This is a genomic window from Flavobacterium sp. ARAG 55.4 (genome assembly GCF_051846875.1).
Classification (GTDB): Bacteria; Bacteroidota; Bacteroidia; order Flavobacteriales; family Flavobacteriaceae; genus Flavobacterium; species Flavobacterium plantiphilum.
Map to the genome: position 1 here is coordinate 19,134 of NZ_JBPYCT010000011.1, position 14,534 is coordinate 33,667.

Genomic DNA, 14,534 nt, shown 5'->3' on the forward strand with positions numbered 1-14,534 from the left:
TAACAGTATCGCAAATATACCTATAAAACTTTAGTTTAACTAAGCTGCAGCGGTACACTGCTATATCTAAAATCATCCTTAAAAAAGCATTCCTTTTACACACCGTAAAGTCTCTTAGAGAAGTCGTGAATCGTGAGTCGTGAATCGTAAGTTGGGAGTCGTGAGTTGTGAGTTGTGAATTGGGAGATTCAGGAGTTTTTTCTTGCCCCTGCCCTAAAGGGTGAAAAAAAACTGGGTGTTTTGTTATTTCTTTTTTACCCCTGCCCCTAAAGGGAAAAAGAAATCAGAACGTAAGTGTTAATCTAGAACGTTGGGGATTCTAGGCTTTCTTTACGTCTTGGGTAAAATAAAAACTTAGTACTCTTTCTTTTTTATCACTTCCTTCAAAAGTTTTTTCTTGCCTCTGACCTACAGGGTGGGAAAAACGGAGCAATTGTTACTCTTCCAGCAGACCTGTTTTCAGTTAGGGGTTATTTCTTTCAAATTTATCTAATACCGCATTGACTTCATTCAGATCAAAGGCATAGTATTCACAATATTCTTTAATTGTAAGATGTTGGTAACTGTGCTTTTTCAAGGCTATTTTTATCCGTTGAATTTCTTTCCGGGCATAGCTTTCACTTTTATTTGTAAGCCGTACAATATCTTTGGGATAAATTACAATTCTTACCATAGCATCTATAATTTAAAGATTTGGTTATAACGAATTTAAACATTTTTTTTAATTTTTACACTATTTTTCTTAAATATTTTTCTTACCATAATATTGCAATTTTTTGTTTACCAATACATTAAAACAAATCCAATTAATTTTATTTTCTTCATTTTAAAAAATAACATTTAAACGAGACATTCTATTAGAATTTATACAATGTTTTTTTAAGCTTATTTAAATCTCAAAATGCGGTTAAAAAATATATTCTGAAGTGTCATTGCTCCTCTTTTCCTTTTCCTGTAACGGTTTTTGATGAAATCCATTATGTTTATCGAACATTTACCCTCCTAATTTATTTTACTCATCGGATGATTTAAACGGTTCTTTTTTAAATATTGTAGTTTTCATAACGTAAGCATGCTTTATCTATGGAGTATCTATGGAGTATCTATGAACTATCCTCATTCAAAAAACGAATGTCAAATTGGTACTATTTTGCTCTTTTTGCACTAAGCGGTATTTATTTAACTGTTTCATGTCTTTTGATCATTACATTACCAATCCGCTTAAAAACTTCCTATTTAGTGTTACCAATCAAAAGTGTAACAAACGACTGATTCCACACCAAAACATTGAATTTAAAAACATTAAAATATAATTTCACCCCATTATTAACTCCTTAAATTTTTTAAATATGGGTAAATTAAACAGTTTTATTAAACTTGAAGGTACATTAAATGATTTGACCTTTTACAAATCTCAGGGAAATTATCTCGTACGTACTAAAGGCGGTGTCCCTAAAAAAAGGATTATGTCAGATCCTGCCTTTGCGAGAACGAGGGAAAACTTTAGTGAATTTAGCACTAATGCCAAATCGGGTAAATTGATTCGGGACTCTATTGGTATTTTACTTAACCGTGCTAAAGATTCTAAATTATCCAGCAGGATGCTACAATTGCTGAATCAAATTAAAGATTTAGACAGCAGTTCCAAAAGAGGAAAACGTAAAGTATCCATTGGTTTGAATACCGCAGCGGGGAAAGCTCTTTTAAAAGGTTTTGATTTTAACGGCAGAGCCAGTTTGGCCAATGTACTGCATGCACCTTACACATTAGACTCCACTACAGGAGTGATCACTATTGCCGATCTGGTGACTGCTCAACAGTTGCTGTATCCTGAAGGAGCCACGCATGTTAACTTACGTTGCGGTATGGTTAAGCTCGATTTTGACAGCGGTATTTTTGCCAACAGTTACAGTACTGACACTATTTTGCCATTAGATGATACGGCAGCTTCTGTAGTACTGACACCTACTGTTGTTCCCGGCGGAAGCGGATTCCAGTTGAATCTTTTGCTCATCGAATTTTATCAGGAAGTCAATGGGATACAATACCCTTTGCGCAGTGGTAATTATAATGTCCTTAATTTGATTGACATTATTTAAGATTTTTATTTTCTTTCTTCGAAACCCTGCTTCATGCGGGGTTTTTGTTTGTTAAGGGTAGTGAAGCGTGAATGGTGAATGGTGAGTTGTGAGTTGTGGATTGTGGGTTGTGTTAGGTGGTACACCGGTTTTTCCTTGTCCCGGCCCTAAAGGGAGGGAAAAACCAGAGCATTCGTTTCTCCTCTACATTTTTTCCGTTATGAGTTGTGGGTTATAGGCAGGTGGTAATTGAGGACTTAAAGATTTCATTTCATGTTTTACACACCCCTATTTTTTGGTTATGAGTTGTGGGTTTTGAGTTGTGCTTAGTGGTGATTGAGAAAAATTGTGCTCTGCTTCATGCTTTTTACACACCCCTAACCCCTCTCAGAGAGGGGAATTTGTATGTGCTAATTTCGTATGTTTGGTAGCTTTCTCCCTGCCCGTCCCTAATTTTTTTTTCTTTCCCCGCCCTAAAGGTAGATTTCTTTTTTACCCCTACCCCTAAAGGGGAAAAGAAATCAGAACGTTAGTGTTAATCTAGAACGTTGGAGATTCTAGGCTTTCTTTAGGTCTTGGGTAAAATGAAAACTTAGTACTCTTTCTTTTTTATCACTTGCTTCAAAAGTTTTTTCTTGCCCCTGACCTAAAGGGAGGGAAAAACTGGGTGATTTTTTAGGATTTCTTTTTTACCCCTGCCCCTAAAGGGAAAAAGAAATCAGAACGTTAGTGTTAATCTAGAACGTTGGGGATTATAGGTAAGGGACTCGTAACAAACCAATCCTATACAATTAATGCCTTAAAATTTTTTTGATTACAGCTTCGGGAGCTAGGTATTCCTCAAAGTATTCTCTGCCTGCAATTTGTATTTGTTTCTTTAAATTTTCATCTGTGATCAGTTCATCAATTGCTTTTTGTATTGTTTCTTTATTATTTGCATAAATCAGATGTTCATAATTCAATAAATCTGCGGGTAGTTCATTAAAATGTGGTGTTGTAATTATTGCTTTTCCTAAAGCTAAAAATTCAGCTAATTTCCATCCATGACATGAAAGTACTGCAGGAGTATTAAAAACAATTGCAGATTTTTTTATTTTCTTTACATACACTTTTAATGGAATTTTTGCTGAAGTTACCAAATTATCATACCCTAAATTATTTCCATCTGTTCTTGATGCAAAGCCTCCTTCAAAAACAACTTTTCGATTTTCCTTACAGCATTCAATAAATAAGGCTCTATAATCATTAGTATCTTTTTCTTTCCTCCAAATACTACTTATAAAAAAAACTTCATTTTTTGATGAAACTTCAGGATAGTATTTACTTATATACAATCTTTTATACTGTCTCCAATAATTAGCAACAAAGTCTCTTTTATTGGAAATATTTGTTTTAAACTTATAAAAATTTACTCCCATATAGAAAAGGGTCTTGAAAAGATTCCAAATTTTAATCCCAAATCCCGGTCCAATCGAAATAATTTTTTTCGCCATTTCACCATGCTGCCATACTGTTTTATCATAGTTAATTTTTCCGTAAACATCACACCACTGTAAACTCATTAAATCAATTTCATTTGAGTCCCCAGAATCAATAATAATTTTCTTTACAGAATTAGTGTTCTCAATAATAACTGCAAAAGTGCCCTGCTTAAAGAGCGGAAATTTAGAAATATTAAAATTAACTTTTCCAACCACCTCATTCAATCCCTTAATATAATAGGCATCATAAAATACATTACATAAGCCATATACGTATACTTTTGATTTCATCATTATTTTCCTGGTTTATTAAACAACAAACTTCCCCATGCTGAAAATCTTCCTACAGACTCTGTAAAAGCTGCTTTTTTATCTTTGGCTGTCAGCATATTTGACAATCTGATCAGCGCTAATAATAGGGTTATAGCATGCCATTTTAATTTGTCTTTTAAGTTAGGATTGGGATTTTTTACTCTCCATACATACCAGCCGTTTCTCACTACCATTTTACCATAACGGTATTGGTTGGGTCTGCCAGAAGCTGCATGAAAATGATTCAGCTGAGCAGCTGTATTGACATATAATTTTCCTTTTTTAGCTAAGCGCAAACAAAAATCAGCGTCTTCATATAGGCCGTAACCTTCAAAATAAGTTGAAAACCGGGTTGAATTAAATACTTTTTTTCTAAACGAAGAAACACCTCCCATTAGCAGTTCTGCTTCATATATTTTATTACTGGGAGGTAAAAAACCAATACTTCGTCCATGAGAAAATAATGGCGAAAAACCCGGCGGACAATCACTATCCAATACCAGTTTTTTTCTTAAAATGAACCGGCTGCCGTCTTTGCGTTTCCAGCTATCAAAACAGAATTCATTAATCTTCGGTATATAATTATTCGTAACTTTTTCCCATTTGGTTTCATTAGCGATATAACCTCCAACACCTAAAGCTTCGGGGAATTTCTGATAAACCTTAAGTAACTCTTCAAAATAATTTGTTTCTAAAACTGTATCATCATCTAAAAAACAAACAATTGCTGAATTACTATCTGTTTTACTAATTCCAAAATTTCTTTGCCTGGTTAATCCTCTATCCGCATTAGAAACTAAAAAATATTTTAGGTTTTTAAACGGATGATTTTTGAGTATTGCTTCGGTTTCCTTATTTAAAGAACCATCAACTATTAGTATTTCATCGGGATAAAGTGTTTGTATACTGACTGACTGCAGCAGTTTCAGTAGCGGCAGCGGACGCATGTAGGTACAAATGATTAATGTAAATTTCATGGTTTACTCATCAGATAGTTTGCCCAATATATACTCTGTTTCCATTCTTTTTTAAAATTAAAAAAGTAAATCAACGGATTTTTAATTGATTGTGCACTGTAATATTTAATAAACAAGGTCGTTTTATACCCTTTTTGCTGTTCTTTAGTATGATGTAATAACTGATACAACATGACTGTAGGTGAAGGTTTGGGTTTGATTTTATCCTGATTCCATATTAAATCGGGTTTTGTTCTAAACCCTCCCATTGGTGCTTTAAGATGTGAAATCTGAGGTTCAGGCACATATAAAATATCCACTCCCTGATTTCGCAATTGCATCCCAAAATCATTGTCTTCACCATAGCCAAATTCATAGCCCATATTGAATTTAACTGTATTTAGAAATTTACTTTTTATAAAACTATTTCCAGCCCCAAAATTAAGAGATTGCATAACATTTTTATTACAATTAAATTCATTTACTTGAGGATAAGCAGTTGTAATAGACTCAACTCCGTATTTTTTAATATTAAAAAAAATATCTTTTAATAAAGTCTTCTCAAATCGATTGTCATCATCATTCAAAAATACCCATTCGCTTTCTACTTCGGCTAAAGCCAAATTCCGGGCATTGCAAGCACCTGCCTGGTGGGTAAAAATATGTTTGATCACAAACGGCCAGTTTTGCGTGGCCAGATAATCCAATTCGGAAATGCTTGCTTCTAAAGGATTTTGTTCTACGATAATCACCTTTTTGGGCAAATGGGTTTGTTGTGCCAAGTCTTTTAAAACATCATAGAGGTATTGTTTTCTTCCTATAGTTGGAATAATAACATCTATTTTTTCTGAGTTTAAATCATCCGCTGAAGAAACATTCACTTCAATCTTGTCCAGTTTTATCAAATAATCATTCCTTTTTTTAAAAAAAAGACTGTAGACTAAAGCCAGGAAAGGAAACTTTGATTCATAAATCATCAGATTTAAAAATAATAAAAATACCCATCTTGTTTTATAATGCTGCTTTACAAATTTAAAAAGAGTATAATCTGAAGGTTTTCTTTCGCTTAAAAAACTATGATTTTTCAACAATTCAGGTTCGGAGTAACATAGTAAACCTAGCGGCATACTAATTTTAGCTATTGAATTCAAATAATAATCAAAATTAGCCTGCTGTTTTATTTGGTTATCAATTGCCATTAAAACATCGGAATGTATTATTCCTACTGAGCTACTCATTTGCCAGGTGGGATATCTTACTTTCTTATTTATCTTTATGAAAGGAGATTCTTCAACATAACCAATTCTATTTCCTAAAAAATTTACAGCAGCGGGATTATAAGAGAGCATCATTTTATCATGATAAAAGACAGTATCTATTTTATCTAAATTCAATGCCTCACTATACTTTTGATGGCACCAAACAATTTTGCACTGAGAATATTTTTTAGCCAGCTCCATTAATACAAAAGCGATTGACTCCTTGTTATTGAAAGGGATTATTTCATTATTCTCCGAAATAATTTTTACTACATTTTTATTGTCATGGTATATTAGTATCACAATTAAACTATTATCGATTTATAAAACTCAATATTTTTCTTTGCTATTATTTTTATATCAAATTGTTTTTCTACTTTTTCCCTGGCTAATTTTCCTGTATTTAAACATAACCTTTCATCATTTAAACAGGCAGCTATTTTTTCAGCATACAGTTCGTGTTCTTTAGGGTTAATCAAAAAACCATTTACTTCATCATCAATCATTTCTTTAGCCCAGCCAATGCTGGTTGCTACAATAGGTTTTTCCAATGCCATTGCTTCGAGCCAGGAAACCGGAAATGCTTCTGCAAATGAAGGAAATACACAAACCGTTGCTTTGAGGATCTGTTGTTTTATTTCATCATAAGGTACGCTGCCCAAGTATTCTACATTTTTTATTGCCTTTTTAGAAAAAAGCTGCTGCATCATGTTCCAAGTCGAAGGATTATCCGTTATAATATCGGGAACATCTCTGCCAATTAAAATTAAGCGGACATCCGGATTGCTATCGACTACCTTATTAAAAATTAAAGGTAATTCTAAAAGTCCTTTTTTACGAATTAAACTTCCAAAATACAGTATACTTTTGTCTGATTTTTGTACTGAGTCATCTGCTTTGAATAATCCGGCATCAATTGGATTGGGAATAATTTCGAATTCTTTATGTACACCAAAAACTGTATTGGTTTGATCTGCTGTAAACCGGCTTACTGAAATTAATTTATCAGCCTGTTGCAAAGCTTTTTTTTCATGAAATTTATTTATCCATTTTACCGGACGATTATCCAAATGACAAAAATAGGCATCCGAACCGTGCAATCTAATAATTAACGGGCATTTTTCAGGTTTAATAAAAGAGGTAATTCCTGTCCAATCAGGTGCTTCAACCACATCAATTTTTTTATTGGAATACAATTGATTGATTATTCTTTGCAATTTTTTTCTCGTCAAAAACCAGGATAAGCCTTTCAACTTTACATTTTTTATTTGCTGTACCAGTATACCAGAATCCTCAAAATAAGCATCTTCTCTTTGTCCATATACCAATACCCGAACTGAAACTCCCTGTTTCAAGAGTCCGATTGCTAAATTTTTAATGCTTGTCCCTAATCCTCCTGAATTTCCGGTTTTTGTATGTGGATATTCGGGTGTTAAAAAGGCTATTTTCATACACTTGTGAATTGTGAATTGTGAATTAACATTCACAATTCTATACTTTAAAAAAAATCTTTGATAATTCTGGCGGTAAATATTTCAGCACCATCGGCGTTCATGTGACCGCAGGAAGAGAAATATTTGTCTTCTGTTACTACATTTTCGTAATTATGAATTTCCGGATAGGCTTTTTTTACTTTATCGAAATAGTCCATTCCTTTGGTATTTTCACACATGGGTGTCATTACCGAAATCAAACGGATTTTATTGGTTTTACAAAGCTGCCTAATTTCTTCGTAGTATTTATTTTTTAATGGTTTTAACGTACTGATGTCATTTTTCATATTGCCTTTCTTATTATTATCCAAAGCATAAAAACCGCCATGCTCTAATAATTTTGATTTTTTATGAATTAAACTGAAAAACATTTCTCTAACACCAATTCTGGTTTCATATTTCACATAACGATAAAAAGGGATGTAATACAACTCCTTAAAATCGGCTTCCTTATAAAAATGATTTTTAATAATTTCTGAATCATGCAAATATGGTAAAAATCCAGCTGCTACACCTTCTGCCTGATGCTGATTTGATAAATTCAAATCGGTTTCCAGAATTACTGTTTTTATTTTATAATTTCGTTCCAGCATCAGTTTTAATAGTAACGAGGCTTCAAATAAATGTCCGCCACTCATACCATAATTGAAGGTTTTTAATCCTTTATCTTCGAACATTTTCGATACAAAATGATTATTGGCTCTGGAGGAACCTAAAATAACGACATCGTAATTTCGTGGTGCTGAATTGTAGACGTACTCTATTTTATTACGATTATTTGCCTGTAAATAAACTGAGGTATAGCAATAGTCTAATACGACTGCTACCAGCAAAAGTGTAATTATTGTTTTTATGGTGAATAACAGAAATTGTTTCATTGTGATTTTATTATAGCAAACTTAAAATTTCTTTTCTACCGCTGCCCCTAAAGAGGAAAGAAATTAGAATGTATTTCTCTCTTCATTTCTTTTCCTTCCCCAGCCCTAAAGGGAGGAAAAAAAACAGAACTTTTTCATTTCTTTTCCTTCCCCAGACCTAAAGGGAGGAAAAAAACAGAACTTTTTCATTTCTTTTCTACCCCTGCCCCTAAAGGGGAAAAGAAATTAGGACATTATTATTAATCATTAACGTTGTAAATTTTCGGTTCCCTATAGGGCTGGGGCAAAACGAAAATTTATATTATTCATTCCTTTTTTCTTTCACTATCCTAAAAGGTGGAAAAAAACATTGTTGCTATTTCTTTTTCTACCCCTGCCCCTAAAGGGGGAAAAGAAATTAGAACATTCTTGTTTATCATGAACGTTTGAAATTTTCGACTCCCTTTAGGGCTGGGGTAAAACGAAAATTTATATTATTCATTCCTTTTTTCTTTCACTATCCTAAAGGGCGGAAAAAAGAAATCTAGAACTTTTATTTTATATGTGATTTAATTTCATCTATAACCTCTTCTAAGTTAGACATTATCTCTTCATTTTTAAATCGTATAACTTTCAAACCTTGAAATTCGATATCTACTGTTCTTTTTTGATCCATAATTTGTTGTTCCTCATCCAAATGATATTTTCCGTCTATTTCGATTACTAACTGAAGCGCATGACAATAGAAATCAGTCACATAAATACTAATCGGGTGCTGTCTTCTAAATTTATATCCTGCTATCTGATTATCTTTAACAGCTAACCACAGTTTTTCTTCTGCTTCCGTTTGATTTTCTCTTAACTTCTTTGCATTTGAAAAAATCTCTGGAGATGCCCCTTTCCACATGTTTTCAGCATGGGTTTTCTTTTTGTCCATAATACTAAAAGCTTCTATTAAACAAAATAAAGAAAATTATTAATTTCCTTTTTACTCTTTATCGTAAATTTCTTTTTCTACCCCTGCCCCTAAAGGGGAAAAAGAAATTAGGACATTCTTGTTTATATATGAACTTTCTGCTTTATCAGAACTGAAAATAGATAAATTCTTTATAGTCTGAATAGGTTCCTAATCCAATTATTGCAGCGAGGCAAAATGCCAGTTTTAAAGTCTGGTATCTGCCGGAGATGGGTTCTTCTTTTGTACGGTTGTTCCATTCGACAATAACAAATGGTATTATCATGATGACTAATTCATAATTGTATCTCTCATTGGTTAAATACTGCGCTGTGAAATCTCCGTTTGTAAATATATTTCTGATGTACAAAATGGCACCGGTAATGGTTTTTGCTCTGAAAAAAATCCATGCCAGACACGTTAAGCTGAAAGTTAATCCAATTTGTGCTATCGTTTTGAGCGTTTTCCAACTTCGGTCTAAAACTACGGTATCCAGATTGTTTCTGTTTGATTTGCTTAACAGTAAGGGTAAAAAATACAGCGCGTTGATGAATCCCCAGGCAACATAGGTCCAATTGGCTCCATGCCAAAAACCACTGACTAAAAAGATAATAAAAGTGTTTCTGATTTTCATCCAGAGTCCGCCCTTGCTGCCTCCTAACGGGATGTATAAATAATCCCGAAACCATGAGGATAATGAAATGTGCCAGCGTCGCCAGAATTCGGCTATGTCTCTGGAGAAATACGGATAGTTAAAATTTTTAAGCAAATCGATTCCGAACAACTTTGACATTCCTAATGCCATATCTGAATAACCGGAAAAATCGCCATAGATCTGGAACGCAAAATAAACGGAACCAACCAACAGTGACAGCGTATTCATCGACTCATAATGATCAAAAATGGCATTGGCATAGGTTGCACAGGTATCGGCAATTACTACTTTTTTGAATAATCCCCATAGCATCTGATGCATTCCTTCTTTGGCTCTGCCAAAATCAAATTCCCTTTTTACTTTGACCTGAGGCAATAAATGCGTCGCTCTTTCAATAGGTCCCGCCACCAGAAGAGGAAAATAGCTTACAAATAATGAATAATCGACAAAATTGTATTCGGCTTTAATTCGCTTATAATAAATATCAATTACATATGACAGACCGTGAAAAGTATAGAATGAAATTCCGACAGGCAAAACGACATCGAGCAAAAACGGAGATATTTTTAGACCAAAACCAGACATCATTTCGGCAAAAGAAGCGGCAAAGAAGTTGTAATATTTGAACATTCCCAGAAATCCCAGATTGATTCCGATACTTAACCAGAACCAAAATTTCCGGCTGTTTTCTTTTTTGCTCTTTTCGATTCGGATTCCGGTGTAATAATCCAAAAATGTAGAAAAAACCAATAAAAATAAAAACCGCCAATCCCAACAGGAATAAAAATAATAACTGGCAATGATTAATAGGGTGTTTTGTGTGGTTTTATTTTTGTTGCATACAAACCAATAGAATACAAAAACTATTGGGAGGAATATGGCAAAAGTTAGGGAGTTGAAGAACATTTTTAGTAGTGAGTGGTGAATGGTGAATGGTGAGTTGTGAGTCCCGATAGCTATCGGGATGAGTTGTGAGTTGTGACCTTCAATCCTTCGTCGGGCTCAGGACAGGCTTAGCTCAGGGTGACACACTAGCAAACATTATTCTAAATTAAATTTCATAAGTATCTTATCAATGGCATTCCATATTTTTTCGGAAGCTTGTGTTGGGGTTTCTCCTGCTACAATTTTGTACCATTTTTTACCTTCGGAGACATTAGACAAATTGCCTTTTAGTACAGCTTCTATCTGGTGTTCTAATTGATTTTTATTGGTACAAAAAATAACGGCTTCGGGACTGGGCATACTTCTAAAATGAACATAGTTATAATTCTGACCAATGTCCCGAATTCCTTTTTTCAATTGAGGTTGTTCGTAATTGTAATATATACATGGCTTGTCATGTGCCACAAAATCAAACACAGTAGAAGAGCAAACATTAGTAACCAATTCTGAATGCGCACACACATTGTGTAATAGTTTTAAATCGGCTTTGATTGGAAATACTTCGTTCCATTGTTTTCCTATCGCTTTCCATAACGGATCAATTACGGCAATTATATCTTTGTTGGTATTAATTACTGCATCATATCGGGAACTTAAATCCACAGGACATTTTCTGTAAATAATTCCTAAATTGTATCCTTTGGTATTCAACGAACGAACCGCATTCGCCAAATCTTCCAGATAATACTGATCTAAAGGCGAAGTAGTTTCATCATCACCTGAAAAACAGATATACTTTTTTTGAATATCCAGATTGTACTCCCTGAAAAATTCTTCTCTTGTCTGTAACAAAGAAATATCATAATGTGGCTCAAACTGCGGCGTTCCCGTAACCATCAACTGGTTTTCTTTTACAAAAGGATAGTATTGCAGCATTTGCTTTTTCATTAAATGACTCCATACACAGTAATAATCGGTTTCTACGAGCTGCATTGCCTTAGGGACGTTGTCCCAGGAATAGACAAATGCGACAGTGGGAATCCCTAAATCCTGAGCAGCCAGTAAAGCTCCAATGGATTGAGTGGCACGCTGGGTGGTACACAAAATCAAATCGGGTTTGATTTCCTGCAATTGCGTTTTGCAATAAGCGTATTTTTCAGTGGAACGTTCCAGTTTATTGATGCGTTTTCGGATGCGAAGAATTCCCTTTTCGGAAGAATTGAATCCTATAAGCAATCTGATGAAAAAAGTCATCAGAGTATTTTTTAATCCTTTATAATTAAATGGAAACTTATAGGTTTGGTAGACCGAATCTGAAAACTTTTTTGTGGACACATTCAGCTCAATGTGCTTTCTGATTCGGCAATACAATGGGGTAAGCGGATGAATCTTTTGTTTTTTGATTTTTACCTCATCATAGCCCAACTCTTTCTGTAATGGAAAAGCAGTATTGTTCCAATAGATGATTTGGTTTCCTTTTTGTTCTCCAATTTCCCTGAATTGAGTGAAGGCAAAATTGCGCAATCCTACCCCATCCGGAAAAAAAATAAGGATTTTTTTGTTTGTCATTTACTATCAAAAGTGTTTTAAAAATTGGAACAAAAATAAGGGTATTGGGGATATATTGGTTTTTATTTTTAGAAAAAAACAAAATCAAAAAATGTAAGCTGATAGCATTCTAAAATAATAGAAACAATACGACCTCTCCTTTATGTGATTTGCTTCGCCTATTCGCTATCGCTCGAGTCTCCCTCTGGTCGAAATGACAAAACCGACCTAGTGTGTCATTCCGATGGAGGAGGAATCGCATCCCTACTTTTAAATCTATCATTCAAAAACTCAAAATCTGAATTGAAAGACCGTATCAACTCTAATTTCTTTTCCCTTCTCCAACTTTTTAATTCTTTCTCTCGAAGAATTGCATGCTGTACCCAAGTATGTTTTTCATAATAAACTAGAAATTCAATATTATATTTAGCTGCAAAAGTTTTATTACGGTCTATTATATTCTGATGATGTTGTTGTAATCTTTGCTTCAAATTATTAGTCATACCGATGTAGAAAGTACTTCTATAACTATTTGTAATAATATAAACGTAATAAGTATGGTATCCCTCGTTTAGTTCATACATAAATCCCTAAATTTTCATGCATTGAATAATAAAATTAAAAATAGTCAATTATCTTTCTTGTGCGTATTTTGTTGTGAATTATCTTTATGTGATCTCTCCTTCGTCGAGATGACAAAACCCACCTAGTGTGTCATTCCGATGGAGGAGGAATCGCACCCTGCATTTCATCTCAATCATCATATTAAATAAAACAAATTGTAAATACTTTTCTCTTTGTAGAATATCTTTTTTGTAATCTATCCCTTTAGTCGAAACGACATTATAAATACTGCGGATTTTCGCTTACCCCTGCCCTAAAGGGAGACGAAAATCCGGGAAGAAAAAAGAAATAAACCAAATACATAAGCCTACCCCTTCTTGTTCTTCAATTTTTCTCTTTGTACTTGTTCGATGGGTAATATGTCGGTGCTTTTATAGTTTAAGGCTGCATAAACTGCAGTTAAGTCGCGGCTTAACTTACGTAAGCCCATAGGCTCGAGAGATGCGGCATGATCGGTTCCTTTCCACGTACGGTCCAAGGTGTAGTGTCTTTCGATAATGTTTGCCCCCAACGTATAGGCGGCAATATCAACTGCAATTCCTAAATGATGTCCGGAAAAACCAATGTGTTTTACTTTAGCTCCATATTTAGATTTTAACCAATTAATATCTAACAAACAAACATCTTCAAAAGGAACCGGATAACCCGAAGTACAGTTGTATAAAACCAAATCCTGATTGCGCCCTTTTTGAATAAAGAAATTCACTAAATCTTCGGTTTCGTCTTTGGTGGTCATTCCTGTTGAAATATGGATTTCGCCCTGATAGTTTTCGCAAAGCCAGGACAGCATGGTATAATTGTTATTACATGCCGAAGGAATTTTAATAAAATCCGGATTTAAAGAAGTTATTTCCTTTGCTGAGGTTGTGTCCCAAACTGAAGTTGAATAGGTTATTCCTATTGACTCACAGTATTTTTTTAATTCGGCGTGCTGATTTACATTAAATTCCAGATACTCGCGGTGTTCGCCATAAGTCTCTCCATACGCATTGGAGCTATTGGGATGCGGCGCATTGTATTGTGCTTCGGTTAGTAATTCTTTATTATTCCTTTTTTGGAATTTTACGGCATCGGCATTGCAGAATATTTTGGCGATTTTAATCAGCTCTTTGGCGATTTCCATTTCTCCTTTGTGGTTACAACCTATTTCGGCAATGACGTAAGGTTTTTTATAGTGGTTCATTTAGTTCATTTTGGTCTAACAAATAAAATTAAATTTATTTTATAAAAATAATATAATGCGATATTATTCGATTTACTTCTTTGTCATGCTCAGAACAGGCTTAGCTCAGTGTGATAATGGTGGGATTACTTTTAGGACCTTTGAAAGGGTTAATCTAACGAAATCAATAGTATTTTCTATAAGCACTTCGACAGGCTCAGTGTGACAATGGTGGGATTTATTATTCTATTTGCTACTTATACTGTTGT

General features: G+C 34.0%; 12 protein-coding genes. 1 reads left to right on the plus strand and 11 read right to left on the minus strand.

From position 1 onward, the window contains the following. Nucleotides 1-463: 463 nt before the first annotated feature. A complete protein-coding gene (locus tag ACSV4D_RS12620; RefSeq protein ID WP_439228544.1) occupies nt 464-673 on the minus strand; it encodes a hypothetical protein in 210 nt (69 codons plus the stop codon). A gap of 676 nt (nt 674-1,349) precedes the next feature. Here ACSV4D_RS12620 and ACSV4D_RS12625 point away from each other — a divergent pair. After that, on the plus strand, nt 1,350-2,099 hold the full coding sequence (locus ACSV4D_RS12625; protein ID WP_439228545.1) for a hypothetical protein: 750 nt from the start codon (nt 1,350-1,352) through the stop codon (nt 2,097-2,099). 770 nt (nt 2,100-2,869) lie between these two features. On the opposite strand, the gene ACSV4D_RS12630 is transcribed toward ACSV4D_RS12625, so the two are convergent. From ACSV4D_RS12630 to ACSV4D_RS12675, 10 genes are all read right to left on the minus strand, one after another. Further along, a complete protein-coding gene (locus ACSV4D_RS12630; protein ID WP_439228546.1) occupies nt 2,870-3,853 on the minus strand; it encodes a glycosyltransferase in 984 nt (327 codons plus the stop codon). Continuing rightward, nucleotides 3,853-4,848: a glycosyltransferase family 2 protein gene (locus ACSV4D_RS12635; protein ID WP_439228547.1), complete on the minus strand. Its 996-nt coding sequence runs from the start codon at nt 4,846-4,848 to the stop codon at nt 3,853-3,855. The genes ACSV4D_RS12630 and ACSV4D_RS12635 overlap by 1 nt, the downstream gene beginning before the upstream one ends. Beyond that, nucleotides 4,845-6,389 (minus strand): glycosyltransferase family 2 protein, encoded by a 1,545-nt coding sequence (locus tag ACSV4D_RS12640; RefSeq protein WP_439228548.1) that lies wholly within the window; start codon nt 6,387-6,389, stop codon nt 4,845-4,847. The genes ACSV4D_RS12635 and ACSV4D_RS12640 overlap by 4 nt, the downstream gene beginning before the upstream one ends. Nucleotides 6,390-6,391: 2 nt before the next feature. After that, entirely contained in the window at nt 6,392-7,537 is a 1,146-nt protein-coding gene (locus ACSV4D_RS12645; RefSeq protein WP_439228549.1) for a glycosyltransferase family 4 protein, read from the minus strand. Between the two features lie 47 nt (nt 7,538-7,584). Further along, on the minus strand, nt 7,585-8,457 hold the full coding sequence (locus tag ACSV4D_RS12650; RefSeq protein ID WP_439228550.1) for a hypothetical protein: 873 nt from the start codon (nt 8,455-8,457) through the stop codon (nt 7,585-7,587). Nucleotides 8,458-8,989: 532 nt separating this feature from the next. Continuing rightward, nucleotides 8,990-9,373 (minus strand): endonuclease domain-containing protein, encoded by a 384-nt coding sequence (locus ACSV4D_RS12655; protein WP_439228551.1) that lies wholly within the window; start codon nt 9,371-9,373, stop codon nt 8,990-8,992. A 145-nt stretch (nt 9,374-9,518) separates the two neighbouring features. After that, nucleotides 9,519-10,952, minus strand: a complete 1,434-nt coding sequence (locus tag ACSV4D_RS12660) for an MBOAT family O-acyltransferase (RefSeq protein ID WP_439228552.1) — start codon at nt 10,950-10,952, stop codon at nt 9,519-9,521. Between the two features lie 135 nt (nt 10,953-11,087). Further along, nucleotides 11,088-12,500, minus strand: a complete 1,413-nt coding sequence (locus ACSV4D_RS12665; RefSeq protein WP_439228553.1) for a UDP-glycosyltransferase — start codon at nt 12,498-12,500, stop codon at nt 11,088-11,090. A 215-nt stretch (nt 12,501-12,715) separates the two neighbouring features. Beyond that, nucleotides 12,716-13,063, minus strand: coding sequence for a GIY-YIG nuclease family protein (locus ACSV4D_RS12670; RefSeq protein ID WP_439228554.1), 348 nt, complete (start codon nt 13,061-13,063; stop codon nt 12,716-12,718). 347 nt (nt 13,064-13,410) lie between these two features. Next, entirely contained in the window at nt 13,411-14,286 is an 876-nt protein-coding gene (locus tag ACSV4D_RS12675; protein WP_439228555.1) for an N-acetylneuraminate synthase family protein, read from the minus strand. Nucleotides 14,287-14,534 lie beyond the last annotated feature (248 nt).